Raw genomic sequence first — 22420 nt, 5'->3', positions numbered from 1 at the left:
TTAAAAAGGCCACCACCAACTGCCCTTAAAGCGCTCTTCGCAACTTTGCAATTGGTTCGCGTATTGTTGCGCGCGGCTATCAACTTTGTGGGCAGTATTCATCAACCAATTTTTCTGCCGATAAGTCCCGCGATTATAGCCACCATGACCTTCGTGATAGGCGAGGTAAAGACTGTAACCATCATTCAAACCAATACGACTGCGCTTTTGGCTCTGTTTGTTATACCAACCGATAAAATCTATCGCATCACCAAAATTATCGCGCCGTGCAAAACTGTTTCCACCCTGATCCTGGTACTCATTCCATACCGCGTTTTTGGCTTGCGGATAACCAAAAGCATCGCTCTTACGTGGCCCCGGAAAAATCCACAAAATTTTTGTGCGCGGTGTACGTGCATTGTGTTTGAACATGGATTCCTGGTACATCATCGACATCATGATGGGAACCGGTGAACCCCAGCGCCTTTCTGCTTTTTTGGCATCTTTATACCAAGAGGATTTCTCATCGAAAATATCGCACAGGTTGTTGGGGTTTGATGGCGGTAACGTGGAACAACCCACCATTCCCAACAAACCCGTCACCAGCAATAATTTAATCAATGAACTCATTGTTACACTGCCCTTCCATGTTCACGCAAGAGTTCAAGCAGCGCCGCTTCATCCATAACTTTCAGACCCAGCTCTTCCGCTTTTGCCAGCTTGGAGCCTGCACCGGGTCCAGCGACGACGTAATCCGTTTTTGCTGAAACGCTGCCAGCAACTTTTGCGCCCAACGCGAGTAGATGAGCTTTTGCGTCATCGCGCGATAAAGCCTCGAGCGTTCCGGTTAGTACATAGGTCAAACCATTTAGCGGAAGCGCTTCCGGGCTTGCTACTTCAATATTGTCCCAATAAATTCCCGCTGCGCGTAATTTGTCCACCGCCTCGCGATTGGATTCTTGTGAAAAAAATTCAGCAACAAAATGCGCGACCACCGGCCCGACATCGGGTACCTTTTGCAGGCTTTCTTCATCGGCAGCAGCCAGCGCCTCAAAGCTGCCAAAATAATTGGCAAAATTGCGCGCAGTCGCTTCGCCAACCTCACGAATACCCAGGGCAAAGATAAATTTTGCTAAGGTGGTTTTTTTGGTGTTTTCCAACGCGAGCAAAATATTATCGGCCGACTTTTCACCCATGCGATCAAGCCCTGCCAGCTGTTCGCGTGATAGGCTGTAAATATCAGCAAGAGTATTTACCAGCCCCAAATCCACTAACTGCTCAACAAGCTTATCGCCCAAGCCCTCCACATTCATGGCTTTACGTGCAGCAAAATGCTTAATGGCTTCTTTGCGCTGAGCGGCACAAACCAAACCGCCCGAACAACGCGCCACAGCTTCGTCTGCAACAGTTTCAACAGGAGAATTACAAACCGGACAAAACTCGGGGAAAACAATTTCACGTGCATCTACCGGGCGCTTGGCTTCAATCACTTGCACTATCTGTGGAATAACATCCCCGGCGCGGCGAACAATAACGGTATCGCCAACTTTTAAACCAAGACGTTGAATCTCGTCGCGATTGTGCAAGGTCGCGTTAGAAACGGTAACACCACCAACAAATACGGGTTGCAAACGCGCTACCGGGGTGACTGCACCGGTTCTCCCCACTTGAAATTCGACTTCTAATAAAGTGGTGGATTCTTCTTGTGCTGGAAATTTATAGGCAATGGCCCAGCGCGGCGCGCGCGAAATAAATCCAAGCTGATCCTGAAGACTGCGCGAATTTACTTTAAAAACAATTCCATCAATGTCATAGGCTAGCGAATCGCGCTTTTCACCGATACGACGATAATATTCCATTGCCTGCTGAATACTGGCCGCCACAGCTGTTTCACGATTGGTTAAAAACCCCCAGGTTTTTAGTGCGGAAAGTATCCCAGCATGCGTATCCGGCAAACTGCCGCCATCCACCCAACCCACAGAGTAGGCACACATTTCCAGAGGACGGCTCGCGGTAACTTTTGAATCCAGCTGGCGCAAGGCACCCGCGGCCGCATTACGCGGGTTTACGAATAGCTTTTCACCGGCGGCACGTGCTTTATCATTAAGCGCATTGAAACCTGCCTTGGGCATATAAATTTCGCCGCGCACTTCCAACAGAGTGGGATAACCTTCTCCCTGCAAGCGAAGAGGAATGGAATTAATGGTGCGCACATTTTGCGTAATATCTTCACCATTAGTTCCATCACCACGCGTAGCTCCACGCACCAGAACTCCATCGCGATACAACAGGCTCACTGCAATACCATCCAGCTTCAATTCACAGGCATATTCGATATCACCGGAGATTTTTAAACGATCCAGAATCCTTTGGTTAAATGCCAGTAACTCTTCATCACTAAAGGCGTTATCCAGAGATAACATCGGCATTTCATGCACAACGGTTTGAAACGCAGTTAGAGGAGCAGAGCCCACGCGTTGGGTTGGGGAATCAGGTGTAATTGATTCAGGGTATTGCGCTTCCAGTTCCTGCAAGCGACGCATCAAGCGGTCATATTCCGCATCCGTAATTTCAGGATTATCGAGCGCGTAGTAACGATAGCTGTGATAACCAATCTGCTTGCGCAGCTCATCGATTTCAGGAGGAAGATTATCGAATAACGAAAGGGTAGACATGAATTAATTACCTGATGATTCGGCTTGGGGCGATGCGCGATTCATGCCTTAGCTTGCGGTGTTGTTCTAATTACGACTTTTAAAAAACTTACTTGCACCTCCGTGTGCGATAAAAATAAATTCTTAATTGCGTGGAGGACGGCGGAATAAACGCATACGCTCAAAATCACGAATGCGTTGACGACAGTGCTCCAACGTCTGGCGAGTCATTGCACTGCGTTGCTCGTCTTTCATTTCACCGTTTAAACCTTCGGCAATTGCGTGAGCAGTATCCACCATCAATTCAAACGACTGCATGGAATCTGCATCAATTGGCAGGGTCATAAACAAACTCACGCCTGGAGTCTCAAAATCATCCATAGCATCCAGATCAAACGTGCCGGGCTTTACCATATTCGCCATACTAAACAACAAAGCGCCATCACCTTTCGCATCGCTGTGACGATGAAAAATATCCATGCTGCCGTAACGCATTCCGCAACGCAAAATAATGTCGAGCAAATCCGCGCCTTTAAGCATTTCCCCCTTGTGAGCCATTACGTTAATAATTAAAACTTCTTCTGGCTCTGTCGGTTGCTTAGCGGCGATATTTTGTTGCGATGATTGTGCACTATGATCATCTTCATCATCCTGCTCATCATATTCATCATCGTCTTCGTCTTGCTCTTCGTCGTAACCGCGCTCATCATCGGCTTCGGCGTAAACGTCGGATTCTTCTTGCAACTCTTCATCGGGATAATCGTCTGATGCCTCATAGCGACTATCAGATTCATAATCTTCACGTTCGTAGGCATCGTCATCTCGATAATCCTGCTCGCTCTCGTCGTAGCGCTCATCCAAATCATCACGCAATGCTGAAAAGCTTGGTTCAATACGTTCATGCTGGGCCAGCGGCTGCCCTTTGGCATCCTCTACCGACTCCATAAGCATGGGTACCGACTCGCCCAAATTCAAACTGGTTTGTTGCGGCTCGCGGGCCGCACGGCGCTCCACCGCCGGAGCCTCACCCTGCTGACGCGTGCGTTTCTCAATAAACGATTTCGCCTGGGCTTTTTTCTCAATGCTCGGCACAGGAATGCTGGGGTCGCGCTGCCCAATTACCCGTGCACCACCATTCGGCAATTCACTGGTATAACTGGGAGCCTCTTCTAACGCCTCTTCATCATGGTCATCATGATGCTTCAAGCTTTTTTTCAATGAGCGCGACACTTTAATATTGCCGTAGCGTTCATTGCGCTTACGTCTGATTCCGTCAATAAGAATAACCAGAATCAAAAGAGTACCTATGATGATGGCCCAATCTTTAATCATAAGGTGATCCGTAAATAATTATTCAACGTTAAACTGCAGCTAATTCTGCAGCTTCATCCACATCTACCGTTACCAACCGGGAAACACCCGGCTCATGCATGGTAACGCCTAATAACTGGTGCGCCATTTCCATCGCGTTTTTATTGTGGGTGATATAAATAAATTGCACGTGCTCGGACATCTCTTCCACCATGCGCGCGTAACGGCCCACGTTGGCATCATCGAGCGGAGCATCCACCTCATCGAGCATACAGAAAGGTGCAGGGTTTAAACGGAAAATCGAAAATACCAATGCAATTGCGGTCAGCGCTTTTTCGCCACCGGACAACAAGTGAATCGTACTGTTACGTTTGCCCGGTGGGCGCGCCATGATAGTAATGCCGGTATCCAGCAGCTCGTCGCCTGTTAACTCAAGGTAAGCATGGCCGCCACCAAAGACTTTGGGGAACAGCTCTTGCAAACTTTTATTAACTTGATCAAAGGTTTCTTTAAAACGCGTGCGAGTTTCACGGTCAATACGCTTGATGGCATTTTCCAAGGTTTCTAATGCTTCAAGTAAATCCGCATTTTGCGCATCGAGATAATTCTTGCGCTCGGATTCAGTTTTGTATTCATCAATCGCAGCAAGGTTGATTGGACCGAGGCGAGCAACACGCCCGGCAATCGCATCCAGTTCTTCTTCAAGCGGTTTCACCTCTGTCGCTTCTGGCATTTCTGCCAGAATAGCTTCCAGATTTAATTCTTCTTCCTGCAACTGTTCAACAATAGTCGCGCGTTGTACTTCAAACATTTGCGCAGCGAGGCGCTCTTGTTCCAAGTGCGCACGCACTGCTTGCACTTCCTGCTCAGCGCGGCTGCGCGCTTGCTCGGAGTTGCGCAACTCGTGTTCAACAGTTTCCAACGCACGACGCGCCTCTGTTAATGAAGCTTCTACGGATAAACGCTTGGCGAGGCTCGCCTCTAGCTCAAGCTTATATTCTTCAACGGGGTCGCGATTATCAGCAATGCTGGCCAACAAATTTTCGCGACGCTCATGTAACCGCGCGGTTTGCTCCTGCAATCGACCGATACCCAAACGAATGGAATCCAACTGCGTTTTTACCGATTGGAAACGCATTGCCAATTCATGAGCCTTGTCTTTATCGTGACGCGCGCGCTGACGGGCAGAATCAAGACCTGTGCGAATGTCATCGCGCTGTTGCAACAGAGTTTCGCGCAGCTCGGTATCCTGCTCCATCATCTCGATAGCTTCGCTCAGGATCATTCGCGCCTCAGAGAGATGTTCCGCTTCCTGTTCCATTTGTTCGCGCGCCTCGCGGATTTCGTTTTCAGCGCGCTCGCGACGCATCGTGATTTGCTCTACACGAACCTGTTTTGCACTCAGCTGTGAACGCAACTCGCCGTATTTACGGTTTTGCTCATCCACTTCACGACGCAAAATTTCGCGATCTTGCTCAAGACGTTTAACAGTAGCTCGCCCTTCTTCCAATTGCAGGGCTAATAATTCGACTTGCTCTTCTGCATCAGCTATTTGTGCATTAAGCTCTTCCAGCTCCTGGCGACGCGCAATTACACCTGAGCTCGCATCTGTATCGCGCGTCACCCGAACCCAGTGCGGGCTCAACCAGATACCATCGCGAGTTATAACTGATTCATTCGCATGCAATTGTTTGCGCAGCGCCAAGGCTTCATTTAAGTCTTCGACGATATAAATCCCAGCAAGCACACCGCTAACATCCCAGGCTGCACTAACCTTTTCACTCAGCAATTTCGCTTTAGAGAAAGAAGTTGCCGCGGTTTTTGCCGCCGTATCAAACAGCACCAACTCACCTTGGGTAAGATCACCCAAGAGTTCTGCTACCGAATCCAGATTTTCCGCGCAAACCGCTTGCAAGCTGGACCCCAAAACGGTTTCCAGTGCTTTATCCCATCCATCATTCACACTAACGGATTCAGCGAGGCGAGTATTGCTACTCAAACCTTGTTGATTTAACCATTGGGTAACTGCTTTATTTTTTTCGCCCAATGCTGCTTGCTGTAAGGCCTCCAAGGAGGCGTGACGACCACGCATGGTTTGCAGTTTGCTCTTCACCTGATCTAGCTCATTCACCAAACGATTATTGTCGTTGCGAGTAGTATCAAGTTGCTCAGATTGCACATCTAATTGCGCGCGTTTTTCTTCGGCAACCAAATCCATTTCTGCCAATTGCTCATTCAATTGATTAATGGATTCGTCTTCAGAACCTTCTTGCAGATTATTTTTTTCTTCGCGCAATTTTTCGATGCGTTGCAATAAACGCTGCTGTACTTGCTCAAGATGCTGAATGCGTGATTGTTGCACTTCTGCGCGCTGACGCGGCTCGGAAGCGCGCTGGTTAAAACTATCCCATTCATTTTGCCACCGCTGCATAGATTCTTCGGCATCAATGAGCGATTCACTGGAAGTTTCTTCGGCCGCTTTGATCAAATCCAGTTCTGGCTCCAACTCCAGCAACTCAGCTTCCCAAGTTTCCGCTTTTTGCGTATCTATTGCTAAATTTTCTTCAGCCTCTTTGCTGTCGCGCGCGGTTTGATCAAGATCCACCTGCAATTGACGCGCACGCTCGTTCGCGTGCTGGATGCTTTGTTCAAGGCGCGCTATTTCTGCGCCTATCGCATAATAACGACCTTGTACTTCATTAAACTTATCGCCCAACTCAGTGTACTGGGTACGATATTTTTCGATTTGGGTATCTTTGTTAACCTGATCGGTAACGAACGATTCCATACGCAATTCAAGGTCGCGAATACCGGCTTGCTTGGCTTTCGCCTGCACATCTAATTGCTGGTATTTCAATGCCTGCAACTGCGCCTTTAATAAACGCTCTTCTTTTTTGTATTCCGCGTATTTTTCTGCTGCTTGCGCCTGACGCTGCAAGCGCGACAATTGGCGTTCCAATTCATCGCGAATATCGGTTAAACGCTCCAGGTTTTCCTGGGTTCGACGCATACGGCTTTCGGTATCTTTACGGCGCTCTTTGTATTTGGAAATTCCCGCTGCTTCTTCGATATAAACGCGCAACTCTTCTGGCTTGGCTTCGATCAATTTGGAGATCATGCCCTGCTCGATAATCGCGTAACTACGCGGACCAAGGCCAGTACCCAAAAAGATGTCGGTAATATCGCGACGGCGACACTTGGTGCCATTCAGGTAATAGCTGTTATCACCATCACGCGACACTTTGCGTTTGATACTGATTTCAGTGAATGCGGCATATTCGCCAGTGAGGGTGGCATCCGAGTTATCAAATACCAATTCGATTGATGCCTGACCGACGGGCTTGCGACCGCTGGAACCGTTAAAAATAACGTCAGTCATGTTTTCGCCACGCAGGTTTTTGGCGGAGGACTCACCCATTACCCAGCGCACTGCGTCGATGATGTTGGATTTTCCGCAACCATTGGGACCTACAACAGCGCACAAATTGCTGGGAAAGTTGACCGTCGTCGGATCAACGAAAGATTTAAATCCAGCCAGCTTGATGCACTTTAACCGCATAGTTCCACATCACCATTATTTGTATCTAACCAGGTTTTTAGTACCTAAAGCGCCCCCACTTTAAGCAACCCCTGTTCACTTTTTAGTCGCCGGCACCAATATCGCCTAGCCACTTGATTTTATTAATGTTTTTTAGACTAGCAAAAAAAATCCCGCCCCGTAAAAAACATTTAAGGGCGGGATTCTACACATTTACGCCACGCTTTACACCCGCCGTGAAACACAAAGCCAAACGGGCCCACAAAGCGTATGTTTTTCACTCAACTCATTAAGTGCCGACGCTCTACTTCACTTGGCGGTCAATAGTGATATCGACCACTGGCGCACTAGCTGTTAGATCCACAGGACCGAGACTCCCCTCCCAATCTCCTGTTTTTGCTGCAGCAGTACCATCGCTGGATACGCGAGCCACCAACTCAATTTTATCAAATGCTGCCAGGCTCATCGCCGGCGTCATGGCCATAGATTCATTCAACAGCACAACCCGGGGAAGTTCGGATACTTTTACTCGATCTATAGCCAAGGGCATTTTTGCGCCTTGATAGGCACGCGCATAAACAAACACCACTTGATCCTGACCTACCTCCACGCCATCAGCCAATTTAACCATCACACCAATTTGACGCCCCTTACGCGATGCCTCCAACTGCTCCAGAGTCCCGCCGTCATTAAAGAACAGCGTGGCCGCATGCTCGATACCCGATGCCAACGACTGCCCCGCGGGCGACTCAGCTCCTACCAGCTTCACTACCCGCTCCCAATGCTTGATTGCATTGATGTAATCCTTTTTACTGAATGCATCAATACCCGCCATTCCTAGCGCCATAGTGTTGTCTGGCTCAGCCTTTAATACCTTGGCTACGAGATCGTTAATAGCAGGGTTAGTTTTGCGACCATCGCGCAGAAACATTGCTTGAGCCAGCTCCGCCATTACCATTGGCGATTCTTTATCGCGCTCCAGCACTTGCTGATAAGCACCGACGGCCTTATCGAACTCATTCAACTCCATGTAGTTGCGTGCAAGAAAAAACCAATACTGCAGATGATCCGGAACATCAGCCAGACGAGCCTCGATCAAGCGATTGACTTCACGTGTACGGACCGGATCAGGATTACGCCCTGCTTTGATATCCTCTGCATCCAACTGCTGCTTCAGTTCTTGCGCCTGCCGCACTTCTACGTCTGCGCTGCTACCCAAGTGCTGGTACAGCAACCACGCACCTGCCACCACTGCAACGGCGACGACGAACAATGTTTTAAGGCCAAACTTTCCAGCCGCCGATGGCAATGAAGCTCGCACGCTCGCCTCGTCTTCCAGCAATGTCCGCTCTTGCTCCAGCTTTAATTGATCATATTGGACCTGGTCAATTCGCCCATCGGCTAACTGTGTATCCAGCTCCCCAATATGCTCCCGAAACAAGCGAATGTTTTCGTCGAGACGGGCATTAACTTCAGTGACAAGTGCGGCTGCTGTTACTGCTTTACGCTGCCACAACAAGGGCCAGAAAACAAAACCTAGCGCAATAACACACAGGAGCGACGCCCCTAACCATAAGGACATCATTTAGATTTCTCCTTTTTATCTTTATCTTTAGAGTCAGCATTCAATAGAGCGTCCAGACGCGCGCGCTCTTGCTGAGACAACCCGGTTTCCGCCTCTCGCGCCAAGCGGCGACGCTTGCGCACAAGCAACCATAGAAACAACGCACCAAACACCAGTAGTAAAACCGGTGCTGCCCATAGGAGTACTGTTGCTGGACTAAGGCGCGGGCGATACAAAATAAACTCTCCGTAGCGCTCCACCATAAAATCAACAATTTGCTGATCCGACTTACCTTCTTCAATCATTAAATAAAGCTCGTTGCGCAAATCCAACGCGATTGGAGAATCCGAACCGGATAAATTTTGGTTTTGGCATTTTGGGCAACGCATTTCATCGATAAAGCTTTGGTAGCGCTGACGATCAATTTCATTTTTAAATTCATGCACTTCAATAGCCGCAGAACTCAGGTGTGAAGCCAACAACAGGCCCGACACAACAATTACTTTTATTAGAATCTTGTACATGACTTATTCCAGATACCTAAAAAATTCCCGACGAGTATAACAACTCCGAGTCATCGCAGGAATGCTTGCTTGCGAGCCCAAAAACTAATCACAAGTGTTTGTTTTCCATCCATTTTTTGAATATTTTTCAAAAAAATGACGAAACCATTAAAAAAAGGTTGACCGATAGTTTTACATGATTAGAATACGCGCCACCAACAAGGTGATCGTTGAAAAGCGAAAATCTTGGGCGGTTAGCTCAGTTGGTAGAGCAATGCCCTTACAAGGCATGGGTCACAAGTTCGAGTCTTGTACCGCCCACCACTCTTACTCATAAGGTGATTGTGGTTTTTGACTGCCGCGGACCGGTAGTTCAGTTGGTTAGAATGCCGGCCTGTCACGCCGGAGGTCGCGGGTTCGAGCCCCGTCCGGTCCGCCACTATTAGAAATGAAAAAAGCCCCGCATTAGGGGCTTTTTTTATGCCTGCTGTTTTCCAGCTCCACGCAAACCTACATTTTTTTGGTCGCTTCTTCTGGGTGAGAAGCAATATCAGCCTTTATATGTTTGTAAGCATAAACACCAACATACGAAATCATCGCACAAGTTAGCGCAACAATTATCAACCCCAGCACCACTACGAAATCCAAATACATATTTACCTCCGCATTTACCTACAATAATTTCAGTGTACGCGGAGACAAAAAAAGGGATTTGATATGCATCAAATCCCCCACTTGAATAGCTAAGCCTGGCTAGTGAGCGCTACTTAAGACTTTCGTAGATTGGCTTGATAGTTTCATTCCAATTTTTTTCGTTCACGATACCAATATGTTTATAGCGAATAACGCCCTGCTTATCGATCACATAAGTTTCTGGATATCCAAATACACCAAGGTTTAATGCCAAGCGACCATCGTCATCCAACACAGAAAACACATAAGGATTATGCAACTCAGCTAGCCACCGCTGCGCATCCTCAGCATTGTCCTTATAATTAACACCATAGATAGGTACTCCTTGCGATTTGAGAATATTGAGGTATGGATGCTCTTGTTTACAAGGGAGACACCAAGTAGCCCAGACATTTAACAATCCCGCCTTGCCCCGCACCATTTCCTGGTTCGCTTTTGATAAGCCAGCCGGGTTTTCCTCCGCAGGCACCACGGCAAGTTCAAAATTGGGAACAGGCTTATCCAGCAACGCAGAAGGCATCTCACTCGGGTCCAGCGAGAGCCCCCGCCAAAACAGCACCACCAAAACTGCAAAAATTACCAGCGGAATAAATAACAATAACCGTTGCTTATTCATTGATTAACGTTCCTTTAGGCACTTCTGTCGATGCCTGTTGGTCTACCTTAATTACTTTACGATAGCGTTTATCGGCTACAGCTAGCACAGCGCCAAACGCCATCATCAATGCTCCCAACCAAATCCAGCGGACAAATGGTTTTAAATGCACACGCATTGCCCAGGCTGTTTCCGTTAACGGCTCACCCATAGCAACGTACAGATCACGGAACAAGCTTACATCCAAAGCAACTTCGGTCATGGTGCTGCCAGTGGCAATATAGCGACGTTTTTGCGGTTTCATTTCGCGCAGAAATTTTCCGCCTTGCATGACTTTAATCAGCGCCTGCTCGGCTTGATAGTTGGGGCCTTCGATATGTTCCAGCTTTTCCAGCACAAATTCGTAATCAATTACCTCAACGTGCTGCCCTACTTCCATTCGAATATCGCGCTGTTCGGTGTAGATACTGGTGAGACCAACGCCGACGGTAGTTACTGCGATGCCCGCGTGAGCAATTACCATAGCGTAATAACTCAAGCTAAGTTTTTTCAGGCCAGAAAAAATCGTCTCTGCATTGCGCAAGCGATACAGAAGATCAGCAAACAGCGCAACAAAAATCCAACTCGCGATAAACACTGTCAACGCCGCCAGAATTTCATACTTATCGCGGTAAAAAAATGGAAATGCTAACCCAATCGCCAGGCTAATTACCCAGGGTTTCCATAAGACCTGCAAAAATTGTTTACCCGAAGTGCGTTTCCAGTTCGATATCGGGCCTAACGCCATCAACAGACACAACAATCCCATCAACGGCAGGAAAAACAAATTAAAGTAAGGAGGGCCTACGGATATTTTTCCAAGATTCAGGGCATCGGCAATTAACGGATACAAAGTGCCCAACAACACCATGATCATAATAATGGTGAGCAAAATATTATTACCCAGCAATAATGTCTCGCGGGAAAACCAGTCGAAACCGGTCGAACCTTTCACTACTGGCGCACGCAACGCATAGAGCGTTAATGATGCGCCCACCACAACCAGTAAAAAACCCAACACAAAAACACCGCGCTCAGGATCATTGGCGAATGCGTGAACCGAGGTTAATACCCCGGAGCGCACCAGAAATGTCCCCAACAAACTCAACGAAAACGTAAAGATCGCCAACAGAATTGTCCAGCTTTTAAAAAGGCTGCGCTTTTCAGTCACTGCCAAGGAGTGAATTAGCGCTGTGCCAATTAACCAAGGCAAGAAGGACGCATTTTCTACCGGATCCCAAAACCACCAGCCACCCCAACCCAACTCGTAGTACGCCCACCAGCTGCCCAACGCAATACCCACTGACAAAAAACCCCAAGCCATTGTTGCCCAGGGACGAGACCAACGAGCCCATGCACTATCCAAACGGCCGGTTAACAAGGCTGCAATTGCAAATGCAAAGCTCACACTAAAGCCCACATAACCCATGTAAAGCACGGGCGGGTGGATAATTAAACCAATATCTTGCAACAACGGATTCAAATCGCCACCGTCTTGCGGTGGAATCGGTAATATGCGGTCAAAGGGATTGGAAGTTAATAAAATGAACAGCAAGAAACCAACGGCTACAAATCCCAGAATAGATAACACTCGCGCTTGCATATCCAGAGGCAACGACTTGCTAAAAATAGCTACCGCAAATGTCCAACCAGACAACATTAAAATCCATAGCAACAGTGAACCTTCGTGCCCCCCCCAAACGGCACTAATTTTGTAATACACCGGCAACAGTGAATTGGAGTTGGACGCAACATATTTCACCGAAAAGTCATCATGAATAAATGAATAAACCAAACAGCAAAAAGAAAAGGCGACAAAAATAAAGAAACCGGTCGCCAATGAGCGGGCAGATTGCATTAACAGTGTACTGCCGAGATAAGTACCGCTAAGCGGAAGGACAAACAGAGCAGCACTCAAGCACAAGGAGAGAATTAATGAGAACTGGCCAAGCTCAGGAGCCAGTTGAATCAGATCAAGCGCCATACTTCAATCCCTCACAGGTTTTTTGATGCTCGCCCTTATCCTTCATGGCGTCAGCAACTTCAGGCGGCGTGTAGTTTTCATCATGTTTGGCGAGCACCTCGCTGGCATTTATTTCACCAGATTCCGTCACTACACCATTAATTACAGCGGCCTCACCCTCAGCGAATAAATCAGGCAAAATCCCGTTGAAATTTACTTTTACATCAGCCATGCCATCCGTAATCAGAAAGTGGATTTCCAATGACGTGTCGGAGCGTTGAACACTGCCGGGCTTAACACAACCGCCAGCACGAATGCGTGTATTGTGCGGAACATCGCCCGCCGCAATTTTACTGGGTGGATAAAACAAATTGATATTTTCGCGCAGGGCATAGGCCATAAGACCCACCGCAATACTGGAAAACACCACAATAAAAACAACAATCATTAAACGCTGCTTACGAACCGGATGCATGGTTTGGGTCTCTATAAAATTAAATAATTAATCAACACCCTGTCCATCGGGATTAACCTGGGCTAATTTCTGCAACTTTTGTTGCTGTTTGATAAATGCCTTTTTTTGCAGCACCGGGCTAAACAATAAAAAAATCAACGCCGCAAAGGTAATACCATAGGCCGCCCACACAAATGGGCCGTGGCCATTCATAGCAATAAAATCAGCAAAGGTTTCAAATTGAAATTTCATCGTTATGCCCTTTTACTTGTTATTCGCAATCAGATCGTTAACCCATTGAGTGCGGTTCTCGCGTCGCAAAATTTCCACGCGGGTATACAACAGCAGCACCAGGGCATAGAAGCAGTAAAAGCCAATCACCATGATTAATAATGGGTAGAGCATGGAAGGGTCAATGGTGGATTTGCTGGTGAACTTGATAGTGGCTGGTTGATGCAGCGTATTCCACCAATCAACCGACTTATAAATGATCGGGATGTTTACCATGCCCACCAAAGCCAATACCGCGCTGGATTTATCGGCAGTGTCGCGGTGCTGATAAGCCTGCTGGAGCGCAATCATGCCCAAGTAGAGGAAAAACAAAATTAACATAGAGGTGATGCGCGCATCCCATTCCCACCATGTACCCCAGGTTGGTTTACCCCAGATAGATCCAGTTACCAAAGAAATAAACGTAAGAATTGCACCAATAGGAGCGGCCGACTTCATTACCATAAACGGCAATTTCATTTTCCAGATAAGGCCAACTGCGCCAGAAATCGCCATGATGTAATACCCAGCCAGAGCAAGAAACGCAGCGGGAACATGAATATAAATGATGCGATAGCTGTTGCCTTGCTTGTAATCCGCCGGAGCAAAAGCCAACCCCCACACGGCAGCGGTAACAATAAGCGCAATACTGATTACAGTAAGCCAGGGAAGCCAGGGGCTTGTTTTTTCATAGAACCAGCGGGGAGAACCTAAACGGTGAAACCACTGCCATGCCATAGTTGCCTACCTTCAAATGTGTCGTTTGTCGTTATTATGAGTTATCCATTACTACTGATTTTAAGCGCACCCAGTGCTGCAATTGGTGCAAGCACTATAGCGAGGGCGAGGAACGCACCGAGAACTGCCAGCTGCATGCCAATTGCTCCACCCTGAATAGCGCTTTGCACCGCGCTGGCACCGAAAATTAACACCGGGATATACAGCGGCATCACGATCAGTGAGAGCAATAGCCCGCCCTTGCGCAAGGATACCGTAAGTGCAGCACCTACGGCGCCGATTAAACTCATAGACGCCGTTCCCAGTGCAAGAGAAGTCAGCAACGGCAGGAAGCCATCGCCCGGCAAATGCAACATCAACCCAAGAACGGGCGCCATCAAGGTTACTGGCAGGCCAGATACCAACCAATGCACGAGAATTTTGGCCATCACCGTAAAATAGAGCGATTGCGGGCTGATCAGCATTTGCTCCAGTGAACCATCTTCATAATCACTGCGAAACAAACCATCCAGAGACAAAAGCGTGGCCAACAGCGCCATCACCCATACTATGCCCGGCGCCAGCAACACCAACACTGATTTTTCCGGACTGACACCTAACGGAATCAGGGTCACCGCGATTAAGAAAAACACTAACGGATTGGTCAGCTCTGCCTTGTGGCGCGCAGCGACCAATAGATCGCGACGAATGCTAGCCAGGAAACCGCTCAACACTGAGGTAGTAGCAGATTGATCAGCCATGCCCCACCCCTGCTCCGACCGGTGCGCCACTCTGACCATTTAATTCTGTTTTGGTTTGATGTGCAGCTGAATTTTTTGCAGATCCCGGGCGATAGTCTTGTAAATTCACCAGACGCAACTGCGGCAGAGTTAAATCCTGGTGGGAAGTGAGTATCACCACCCCACCCTGCGCTGACTGCCGGGCAATCAAGGCTTCCAACTGGCTAACACCTAACTTATCAATAGCGGTAAAAGGCTCATCAAGAATCCAGACGCGTGCTTCCGTCAAATGCAACCGAGCCAAAGCCACACGACGCAATTGCCCCGCAGAAAGCTGGTAGCAAGGTGTGTCCTCATAACCATATAAGCCGACTGCAGCCAAGGCTTCATCGATACTGATTCGCGCTCCTGTCTGGGCGAGGTACCAGGCGAGGTTTTCAGAAGGAGTGAGGGATTTCTTGATACCAGGTAAGTGGCCAAGATAAAGTCGGTCACGGGAAAAATCCCAGCCGGCCTCAGGCAAGGCTTGGCCAGCGTAAAGGATCTGGCCCTGATAATCTCCGCTAATTCCCGCCAATGCACGTAGTAATGTCGTTTTACCGGCACCATTGGGGCCGCCAATCTGCACTACATCTCCGGTACCAAGTTGCAAATTCAAACCTGAAAATAACAACCGCTCGTCCCGTTCGCAGCCGAGATTACGCAATTCAAGCAAGGGAATATTGGGGGAACTCATAGTTATTATGGGCCTAGGAATACCGAACAACTTCAGGCCTGCAAACCTGAATACAGAAATAATTCCGGCAGCCGCTATACTCTTTACCGGATTGGAGCCAGAGATTACCGGGTTTGCCAAGGGACCGATTGCACGGCTGCACTATATGAGCGCGATTATAACGACGAAATTGCCGGCAACGCATCCCCATTTACGATTTTCATCACACTACCACGATTTAAATGAGCTTTGAGAGCGCGACTTATGGACTTGGGTTCCATCAATGAAAAGCTTCTGCACACTATCCAGCGAGCACAAATTGAACAAGTTACCCTGATTAGTAAAACTCTGGGGCTAAAGATCGGCAGCCAATTTCTGGCGCAAGTACAAAAAATCAACCAAGCTACGCCGGCCCAGCGCGAAGAGATTATTAAAACAATCGATGCAACCTTGGCCCAACTCAACAAAAACTCTTCAGCACCTGCAACCCAAGCTTTAATCAACCAATTAACTGAACAAAAAAAACTCCTGCAAGAACCAGCCATAAAACTTGCCAGCTTAAATGTGACCCCGCAATTGATGACGGGAACTGCAACATCAACAGCGATGAGCAGCAACCCGACATTACAGAATTTACTCACTTACACCAACCTTCCACTGCAAACTGGCCAAACCCTGTTGCTACAAATTGCTGAAGGTTCGCGCCTGCAACTATTGCAACCATTGAGTCAGACACAGGTAGAAACACTGATTCGCGTATTACAAACTCAAGGAATTAACATATCGCCCCCTGCAAACACGGGGAACACCAACAACCCATCCAATTCCACCAACCTGGGTTTACCGCTTACAAAAGACCTGATTGCACAAATTGCGAAACTGAACTTAAGTTCGTTACTGAGCGAAAACACCACAACTGAACAAAAATCCTCAATCAACGAACAAGCTCGCACTGCCATTAGCAACAGCTTACGCACACTCTTACCACGGAAAGATTCCGGACAGGATTTGGTAAGCACCTTGCCAAAAATTGCCCAATTTATTCAGCAACTACCCATTGCGCAACGGAAAGAGTGGCTCCCCAACCAAATACAAGATGCGCTAAAAACACTTGCCAACCATATTCGCCTCAGTGAACAGCTACAGAATCCAAAACTGCTGGCGATGGCGCTAACCAACAATGGACAAGGATTTGAAAATAAACTGGCACAACTATTATCAACCGCGACAACTCAATCACAAGCCTCAACAACTGCGACAACCGGCGTGACAAACACCAATACAACTGCGGTCAACACAGCTTCCAAAAGCACCCCGACCGCTGCCAATAAGCTGCTAAATCCAACCAATTCACTGTTAACTACAAGCAAATCAATACCTCTATTGAGCAACACCAATAGCAGCAATAACAGCACGTTGAATATTGATAAAATAATTGCCCAAGACTTAAAAGGCAGCTTGTTGTCTTTATTACATCAACTGGATACAGAAATTAGTAGCGCAGGTGCATCACCACTAAACCCAACAGACACAACCAAAAATAATCTGCTCAATGCCTTGCCGCAACTCCTTGGGTTGTTAATGAGCAAACAGCAAGGCGAACTCAACCAAAAACAGCTCCGCACGCAACTGATATTATTGATGCATCAATACACACTTGGCAGCATTGCCAAAATTCAGTTGCAGCAAATACACACGGTTAACCAACAACTCAGTCAACCAGACGTCGCCCAGCCCAATCAGTCATGGCAATTTGAACTGCCGGTGCGCCACGGGCAAGATGTTCATCCATTACAGATCCATATTGAACAGCAATGGATTGAAGAGCAGCAGGAATCAGAATCGCCCGCTTCCACCCGGGTTCGGCAATGGAATGTGATGCTCAATTTTGATTTGCCGATAGTGGGGAAATTTTATGCACAACTAGGATTGCTCGGCGATAATCTCAGCGCTAAATTTTGGGCAGAGCAAGAAAACACACTGGCAGAAGCCAAAACAAAAATGGATGAACTCAAGCAACACCTGGAGCAACAAGGTATCAAGGTTACACATATGCAATGCGTTCCCGGCTTACCTCCAAAGCCCAAAATGATGCTGGGTTATTCCCTGGTAGATATAAAAACCTGAGGCCACGATGACCAACCAGTTTTCCTCCAATCAATTGCAAAAAGCCGTTGCACTTTATTACGACGGCAAGAATGCGCCTCATGTCAGTGCGAAAGGTACGGGCCAAGTGGCGGAGCAAATCATAGCCATAGCGCGCGAACATGATGTTCCCTTATGCGATAACCCCGGACTGGTTGATCTACTGGTTACGTTGGAACTGGGTGATGAAATTCCTGAAAACCTCTACATTGCCGTTGCCTACATCATTGCTTTCGCTTACCAACTGGAAGGGAAAGCACCGGAAAATAATAACGCTAATGCAAGCTTCCGGTAATCCACTCACAGAAAACCACAAAAAATACACGATACGTTCAGTTTTCACCCTTCACAGACCAGGCTATTAGTGCGATTATGGCGTCACTATTTTGACGACCCTCCTATATAACAATGTCTCATTTTATTTCTGTTGCAGAACTGCAAAACCAACTGGGCAAAGTGGTGGTTTTTGATTGCCGCTTTAATCTGGGCAATAAATCCCAAGGCTATGAACAATACCGTAGCGGCCATATTCCCGGCGCCTATTATCTGGATTTGGAAAAAGATTTATCCTCGCCAGTAGCACAACATGGCGGCCGCCACCCATTGCCCGATACCGAAGTCTTCGCAAAAAAAATGCGTGATTGTGGTGTTCATCAACATACGCAAATCGTGGTATATGATGATTCACGTATGGCTTACGCCGCACGTGCCTGGTGGTTATTACGGTACTTGGGCCATACTCATATCCTTATTTTAGATGGCGGTTTCAGCGCATGGAACAACGCAGGAAATCAATTGGACAGACGCGAACCCGGGATAAAAAATGGAAATTTCAAAGCTAGTATCCGCGCCGACCAGATACTCAGTCGTGACGATATATTGAAAGACGACGGGAAATTACTATTAATTGATTCGCGCGAAGCCAAACGCTATCGCGGTGAAGAGGAACCTATAGATCCCGTGGCTGGCCATATTCCTGGTGCAATAAATTATTTCTGGCAAGAAGCCACCAACGAGCAGGGTTTTATTAAACCCGTCAATGAACAACAAGCACGCTGGAAAGAATTGCCGAACGATAAAAGCCTTCTAGTGTATTGCGGCTCCGGCGTCACCGCCTGTGTAAATTTGTTATCGCTGGAATTAAGCGGATTAGATGCGAAACTTTACCCTGGAAGTTGGAGCGATTGGTGCTCCTATGAGCAAGCATGATTTAGATTTGTCCGACACAATATAAAAACGGGCACTTGCGTGCCCGTTTTTATTTATCAGTTCAAATATTCATATTCAATCCGCACATCTACCGGCGCGCCCTGATCATCATCCAGATTTGAGCGCCCATGGAACCGCATCAAATACTTCCCTTTTGGGTCATACGCAAGGTTGATTGGATCGGCAAACAAGGACAAGAATTTTTTTGCCGGAGAGATGCGAAAGTAAATCCAATCACGGCCATAATCTTTGTCATAGATGGGTGACTCTGCGGGCTTGATCTGCCGAACCTCCAATTGCACGCTACTCAAACGATTGGGCAACGCAAAATCGAATTTAAGGCGCTTTCCCGCTACCAATTTATCCCAATTTAATTGGATGTACGAATCAAACCCTGCATCAATCACCATATTGGCATTGTCCATAATGCTTTTTTGATTTTGCGAACCGTCTATACCATGAGTTAAGACCAGCCGCGCACCTTCAAACTGAGCAGAGACAACCTCATTATCGCGAGAGTCTTGAAAATTAAAGCTCGGTTGGAACGGCTCGCCTTGGTAAACAAGGGTTTTCGTTGCGAACGTTTTTCCCTCGGGGGAAACGTAATCAACTCGAGCAGATTTATTTTCATCTAGCGCCGTGTATAACTCGCGATACAACAACTGATTGTTTTCCAAACTATAGGCACTGCCCGCAACAACGTAATTGTCTTGTGCAGCTGCAATTCCGGGCAGCATTAGCAATGTAAAAATTACTGGATTAAATCGAATGAAATTCATAAACATAACGCTCAACCCTCAAACAAAGCAGACGATGCAACGGCAATATCAATAGCCATAAGCCGACTATTATAGGAACAACTTCGACCAAGGAGCTAGACCATTGTGCAGATGAAAGCTGTACGCCAGCTAAATACGTCAACGGACCTGCGATACCGCCCACCAGGGATGCCAGTAACCAGCGCTTATAAAGCCACAGCATAGAGTGATTGAGGGTTATAGCAAACAAAACCCACAGGCAGTTTAACCATAATGGAGGGAATGCGGATGATTCAGTAAATTCAACCAGTCCTAGTTGCATAAGGCTTACATCGTGGACAATACCTAAAATCACTGCAACGACTACCGAGATCGCATCACGGATGCGGATCGGACTGAAATAAAAATGCATTATCAATAATGAGCAGGTAAACAAAGCGGCTGAAAAACTTCCCAGTAATACACAAACAAACCAGCCAATTTGAAACAGGGCAGCATTGGCCAGGATAAAAACCAATGCTCGCTGCATTATTGAAAGTACCCGCTACGGTAACCCGATTTAGCAAACACTATTTGAGCGGTACCTATGCTGCGCTCGATAAACCCCCCTTCGCAGTAGCACAGGTAGAACTCCCACATGCGAATAAAGCGCTCATCAAACCCTTGTGCCCTTACCTGCTCCAAGCTCCCATTAAATGCTTCTCTCCAATGCTTGAGCGTTTGTGCATAATGCTCACCAATATCTTCAATCTGGAGAATATTCATAGTAGTGTTTCGTTTGACGGAATCAGCAATCACCGCAATAGACGGCAAGCAACCCCCCGGGAAAATATAGCGCTGGATAAAATCTACCGTCTGCCTCGCCTGCTCATAACGCTGGTCGGCTATTGTGATTGCCTGTATAAGCATCAAACCATTCGGCGCAAGTAACCTGGAACAAATCGAAAAGTATTGGTCGTAATGTTCATGACCAACCGCCTCTATCATTTCGATAGAAACCAGTTTGGAAAACTGGCCCTGCAAATCGCGATAATCATCAAACAGAACAGTAATTTTATCTTCAAGGCCAAGCGCATTAATTTGTGCTGTTGCAAAATCACGCTGTTCTTTGGAGATTGTTGTGGTAGTTACTTTGCAGCCATAATGAGTTGCTGCATGAATTGCCAAACCACCCCAGCCAGTACCTATTTCCAGCAAATGGTCCTGCTCATTCAATTGCAGTTTTTCGCACACTCGCTGCAATTTAAACTCTGCGGCCTCAGCCAAAGATGCATCAGGACGAGGGTATATAGCAGCGGAATACATCATGCTCTTATCAAGAAACAGCTTAAAAAATTCGTTCCCCAGATCATAGTGGGCAGAGATATTGTTGCGAGAACCCTCGCGAGTATTGCGATTGAACCAGTGGAATAGTTTCAAAACCCATTTACCCAGGCGCGACTGCTGCGAATCCATTGCATCCAACGCATCCAGATTACGAACGAATAGCCGCATCACTGCTGTGAGATTAGGCGTAGACCAATAACCGCTCATATAGGCTTCCCCTGATCCGATAGAACCAGAAAAGGCTACTTCACAGTAAAGCTGAGCGTCGTGTACATAGATATCTGCGATCAAATCCGTCTTTTCTGGCGATTGACCAAACTGATACAACTCACCCTGCTCGTGAATACGTAAACAACCCCATTGCAAGCGGGAAAATAATTTCATCAACAAGCGCCGTGCCATTACCTGGCTACGACTCAGCGACGAGGCTCTATGGCTGGGTAGGAGTGCGATGCTGGAAGTCTTCACGGTTTTCCCCCGTTGTTTTTAAATCAATGTGGTCGTAAACAGGCGCCCGTTTAACTAATAGTTTCAGAGCCTGCCAATAAATAGCGAAAGGAACTTTTATCGCAGCCCAAGGCTGCGACCAGAGAATTTTGCGAAGCGCGCTAGCGGACCATTCGTAGCGCTTTAAACTGAGAGTAGCATCCATATGCAAAGAGTCGTTTCCTTGACCGGGATTTGCCGTATGATTTTCCATATGCACGAGAATATTTTCCGCAGGACTGGTACTCACCCATCGATACTCCATCGCAAGAGGGTTAAATGGCGAGACATGAAAAGTTTTAGCGAAAGTGCAATCCGTTTTGCCTGTCTGACTGTTGCACTGCACGACGTAAACGTGTCGTTCATTCCAGGGGGTATTATTGACTTGCGCCAAAATTAATTCAGGATGCGTTTGACCACGATTGAACAGGTAATAAAACGTTACCGGATTAAAACAAACCCCCAGAATGCGCAGATTCGTCAGCATGCGCACCGCTCCATCTGGACAATATCCGGCCAACTCCCGGGCTTTTCCCCGTACTTCATCAACTAACGGAAGCTCCGGATTTCCCAAATAATCACTACGACGAAAACTCCCAAAATTCATTGATTCCAGTGACCAGCCTGTCACTTTGTCAAATAGATGGGGCAGCTCATCCAGATCTATGTAAAACAGCGTCGATGAATAACTAAATTCATGACGCTTGGGAATGAAGCGACGGTGCTTTAGGATGCCTTTATAAATCGCACTGTGCATAACT

The 22420-nt window shown here is 47.3% G+C and carries 21 protein-coding genes and 2 tRNA genes; 5 read left to right on the top strand and 18 right to left on the bottom strand.

Annotation, left to right across the window (positions count from 1 at the left end; all coding sequences use genetic code 11):
* The 6 genes from D0C16_RS02885 to D0C16_RS02860 form a co-directional block, all read right to left on the bottom strand.
* Entirely contained in the window at positions 1–609 is a 609-nt protein-coding gene (locus D0C16_RS02885) for a hypothetical protein (RefSeq protein ID WP_151030926.1), read from the bottom strand.
* Positions 610–611: 2 nt separating this feature from the next.
* Positions 612–2654 carry an NAD-dependent DNA ligase LigA gene (ligA, locus tag D0C16_RS02880; protein WP_151030925.1) on the bottom strand — a complete coding sequence of 681 codons (2043 nt, stop codon included), beginning with the start codon at positions 2652–2654 and terminating at the stop codon, positions 612–614.
* A 123-nt stretch (positions 2655–2777) separates the two neighbouring features.
* The gene (zipA, locus tag D0C16_RS02875) at positions 2778–3965 is read right to left on the bottom strand and encodes a cell division protein ZipA (protein ID WP_225318884.1); all 1188 of its coding nucleotides are present in this window, start codon (positions 3963–3965) and stop codon (positions 2778–2780) included.
* 28 nt (positions 3966–3993) lie between these two features.
* Positions 3994–7503 carry a chromosome segregation protein SMC gene (gene smc, locus D0C16_RS02870; RefSeq protein WP_151030924.1) on the bottom strand — a complete coding sequence of 1170 codons (3510 nt, stop codon included), beginning with the start codon at positions 7501–7503 and terminating at the stop codon, positions 3994–3996.
* A 283-nt stretch (positions 7504–7786) separates the two neighbouring features.
* Positions 7787–9067: a c-type cytochrome biogenesis protein CcmI gene (ccmI, locus tag D0C16_RS02865; protein WP_151030923.1), complete on the bottom strand. Its 1281-nt coding sequence runs from the start codon at positions 9065–9067 to the stop codon at positions 7787–7789.
* Positions 9064–9570, bottom strand: a complete 507-nt coding sequence (locus tag D0C16_RS02860; protein ID WP_151030922.1) for a cytochrome c-type biogenesis protein — start codon at positions 9568–9570, stop codon at positions 9064–9066. The genes ccmI and D0C16_RS02860 overlap by 4 nt, the downstream gene beginning before the upstream one ends.
* A gap of 227 nt (positions 9571–9797) precedes the next feature.
* Here D0C16_RS02860 and D0C16_RS02855 point away from each other — a divergent pair.
* Positions 9798–9873: transfer RNA gene (locus D0C16_RS02855), tRNA-Val, on the top strand.
* Positions 9874–9911: 38 nt separating this feature from the next.
* A tRNA-Asp gene (locus tag D0C16_RS02850) sits at positions 9912–9988 on the top strand.
* Positions 9989–10059: 71 nt separating this feature from the next.
* On the opposite strand, the gene D0C16_RS23955 is transcribed toward D0C16_RS02850, so the two are convergent.
* From D0C16_RS23955 to ccmA, 8 genes are all read right to left on the bottom strand, one after another.
* Entirely contained in the window at positions 10060–10203 is a 144-nt protein-coding gene (locus tag D0C16_RS23955) for a hypothetical protein (protein WP_191968630.1), read from the bottom strand.
* A 109-nt stretch (positions 10204–10312) separates the two neighbouring features.
* Complete coding sequence (locus D0C16_RS02845; RefSeq protein ID WP_151030921.1) at positions 10313–10858, bottom strand: DsbE family thiol:disulfide interchange protein; 546 nt, start codon at positions 10856–10858, stop codon at positions 10313–10315.
* Positions 10851–12839: a heme lyase CcmF/NrfE family subunit gene (locus D0C16_RS02840; protein WP_191968710.1), complete on the bottom strand. Its 1989-nt coding sequence runs from the start codon at positions 12837–12839 to the stop codon at positions 10851–10853. The genes D0C16_RS02845 and D0C16_RS02840 overlap by 8 nt, the downstream gene beginning before the upstream one ends.
* Before the next feature lie 10 nt (positions 12840–12849).
* Positions 12850–13314 (bottom strand): cytochrome c maturation protein CcmE, encoded by a 465-nt coding sequence (gene ccmE / locus D0C16_RS02835; RefSeq protein WP_151030919.1) that lies wholly within the window; start codon positions 13312–13314, stop codon positions 12850–12852.
* A 27-nt stretch (positions 13315–13341) separates the two neighbouring features.
* Entirely contained in the window at positions 13342–13545 is a 204-nt protein-coding gene (gene ccmD / locus D0C16_RS02830; RefSeq protein ID WP_151030918.1) for a heme exporter protein CcmD, read from the bottom strand.
* 12 nt (positions 13546–13557) lie between these two features.
* Positions 13558–14301, bottom strand: a complete 744-nt coding sequence (locus tag D0C16_RS02825; RefSeq protein ID WP_151030917.1) for a heme ABC transporter permease — start codon at positions 14299–14301, stop codon at positions 13558–13560.
* Between the two features lie 41 nt (positions 14302–14342).
* Positions 14343–15041, bottom strand: a complete 699-nt coding sequence (gene ccmB, locus D0C16_RS02820) for a heme exporter protein CcmB (protein ID WP_151030916.1) — start codon at positions 15039–15041, stop codon at positions 14343–14345.
* Complete coding sequence (gene ccmA / locus D0C16_RS02815; RefSeq protein WP_151030915.1) at positions 15034–15756, bottom strand: cytochrome c biogenesis heme-transporting ATPase CcmA; 723 nt, start codon at positions 15754–15756, stop codon at positions 15034–15036. The genes ccmB and ccmA overlap by 8 nt, the downstream gene beginning before the upstream one ends.
* Before the next feature lie 243 nt (positions 15757–15999).
* On the opposite strand from ccmA, the gene D0C16_RS02810 reads away from it, so the two are divergent.
* The 3 genes from D0C16_RS02810 (at position 16000) to D0C16_RS02800 (ending at position 19089) form a co-directional block, all read left to right on the top strand.
* Complete coding sequence (locus D0C16_RS02810; protein ID WP_151030914.1) at positions 16000–17862, top strand: flagellar hook-length control protein FliK; 1863 nt, start codon at positions 16000–16002, stop codon at positions 17860–17862.
* A gap of 7 nt (positions 17863–17869) precedes the next feature.
* On the top strand, positions 17870–18175 hold the full coding sequence (locus D0C16_RS02805; RefSeq protein WP_151030913.1) for an EscU/YscU/HrcU family type III secretion system export apparatus switch protein: 306 nt from the start codon (positions 17870–17872) through the stop codon (positions 18173–18175).
* A 113-nt stretch (positions 18176–18288) separates the two neighbouring features.
* The gene (locus tag D0C16_RS02800) at positions 18289–19089 is read left to right on the top strand and encodes a sulfurtransferase (protein ID WP_151030912.1); all 801 of its coding nucleotides are present in this window, start codon (positions 18289–18291) and stop codon (positions 19087–19089) included.
* Positions 19090–19145: 56 nt separating this feature from the next.
* Here the strand turns inward: D0C16_RS02800 and D0C16_RS02795 are convergent, their stop codons facing one another.
* From D0C16_RS02795 to D0C16_RS02780, 4 genes are read right to left on the bottom strand one after another with little or no spacing between them, the layout of a single operon-like run.
* Positions 19146–19874: a hypothetical protein gene (locus D0C16_RS02795; RefSeq protein ID WP_225318883.1), complete on the bottom strand. Its 729-nt coding sequence runs from the start codon at positions 19872–19874 to the stop codon at positions 19146–19148.
* On the bottom strand, positions 19849–20376 hold the full coding sequence (locus tag D0C16_RS02790) for a DUF2878 domain-containing protein (RefSeq protein ID WP_151030911.1): 528 nt from the start codon (positions 20374–20376) through the stop codon (positions 19849–19851). The genes D0C16_RS02795 and D0C16_RS02790 overlap by 26 nt, the downstream gene beginning before the upstream one ends.
* Positions 20376–21641, bottom strand: a complete 1266-nt coding sequence (locus D0C16_RS02785; RefSeq protein WP_151030910.1) for a cyclopropane-fatty-acyl-phospholipid synthase family protein — start codon at positions 21639–21641, stop codon at positions 20376–20378. The genes D0C16_RS02790 and D0C16_RS02785 overlap by 1 nt, the downstream gene beginning before the upstream one ends.
* Positions 21604–22416, bottom strand: coding sequence for a DUF1365 domain-containing protein (locus D0C16_RS02780; RefSeq protein WP_151030909.1), 813 nt, complete (start codon positions 22414–22416; stop codon positions 21604–21606). The genes D0C16_RS02785 and D0C16_RS02780 overlap by 38 nt, the downstream gene beginning before the upstream one ends.
* Between the last annotated feature and the right edge of the window lie 4 nt (positions 22417–22420).

Origin of the sequence: Cellvibrio sp. KY-GH-1, assembly GCF_008806975.1 — a bacterium.
GTDB lineage: Bacteria > Pseudomonadota > Gammaproteobacteria > Pseudomonadales > Cellvibrionaceae > Cellvibrio.
Note: the sequence above shows the minus strand (reverse complement) of the source record. Positions and strands in the feature narration are given on the sequence as shown.

Coding starts and splice junctions, on each gene's coding strand:
- D0C16_RS02885 (WP_151030926.1), bottom strand. CDS start 609: ATGAGTTCATTGATTAAATTATTGCTGGTGACGGGTTTGTTGGGAATG.
- ligA (WP_151030925.1), bottom strand. CDS start 2,654: ATGTCTACCCTTTCGTTATTCGATAATCTTCCTCCTGAAATCGATGAG.
- zipA (WP_225318884.1), bottom strand. CDS start 3,965: ATGATTAAAGATTGGGCCATCATCATAGGTACTCTTTTGATTCTGGTT.
- smc (WP_151030924.1), bottom strand. CDS start 7,503: ATGCGGTTAAAGTGCATCAAGCTGGCTGGATTTAAATCTTTCGTTGAT.
- ccmI (WP_151030923.1), bottom strand. CDS start 9,067: ATGATGTCCTTATGGTTAGGGGCGTCGCTCCTGTGTGTTATTGCGCTA.
- D0C16_RS02860 (WP_151030922.1), bottom strand. CDS start 9,570: ATGTACAAGATTCTAATAAAAGTAATTGTTGTGTCGGGCCTGTTGTTG.
- D0C16_RS23955 (WP_191968630.1), bottom strand. CDS start 10,203: ATGTATTTGGATTTCGTAGTGGTGCTGGGGTTGATAATTGTTGCGCTA.
- D0C16_RS02845 (WP_151030921.1), bottom strand. CDS start 10,858: ATGAATAAGCAACGGTTATTGTTATTTATTCCGCTGGTAATTTTTGCA.
- ccmE (WP_151030919.1), bottom strand. CDS start 13,314: ATGCATCCGGTTCGTAAGCAGCGTTTAATGATTGTTGTTTTTATTGTG.
- ccmD (WP_151030918.1), bottom strand. CDS start 13,545: ATGAAATTTCAATTTGAAACCTTTGCTGATTTTATTGCTATGAATGGC.
- D0C16_RS02825 (WP_151030917.1), bottom strand. CDS start 14,301: ATGGCATGGCAGTGGTTTCACCGTTTAGGTTCTCCCCGCTGGTTCTAT.
- ccmB (WP_151030916.1), bottom strand. CDS start 15,041: ATGGCTGATCAATCTGCTACTACCTCAGTGTTGAGCGGTTTCCTGGCT.
- ccmA (WP_151030915.1), bottom strand. CDS start 15,756: ATGAGTTCCCCCAATATTCCCTTGCTTGAATTGCGTAATCTCGGCTGC.
- D0C16_RS02810 (WP_151030914.1), top strand. CDS start 16,000: ATGGACTTGGGTTCCATCAATGAAAAGCTTCTGCACACTATCCAGCGA.
- D0C16_RS02805 (WP_151030913.1), top strand. CDS start 17,870: ATGACCAACCAGTTTTCCTCCAATCAATTGCAAAAAGCCGTTGCACTT.
- D0C16_RS02800 (WP_151030912.1), top strand. CDS start 18,289: ATGTCTCATTTTATTTCTGTTGCAGAACTGCAAAACCAACTGGGCAAA.
- D0C16_RS02795 (WP_225318883.1), bottom strand. CDS start 19,874: ATGTTTATGAATTTCATTCGATTTAATCCAGTAATTTTTACATTGCTA.
- D0C16_RS02790 (WP_151030911.1), bottom strand. CDS start 20,376: ATGCAGCGAGCATTGGTTTTTATCCTGGCCAATGCTGCCCTGTTTCAA.
- D0C16_RS02780 (WP_151030909.1), bottom strand. CDS start 22,416: ATGCACAGTGCGATTTATAAAGGCATCCTAAAGCACCGTCGCTTCATT.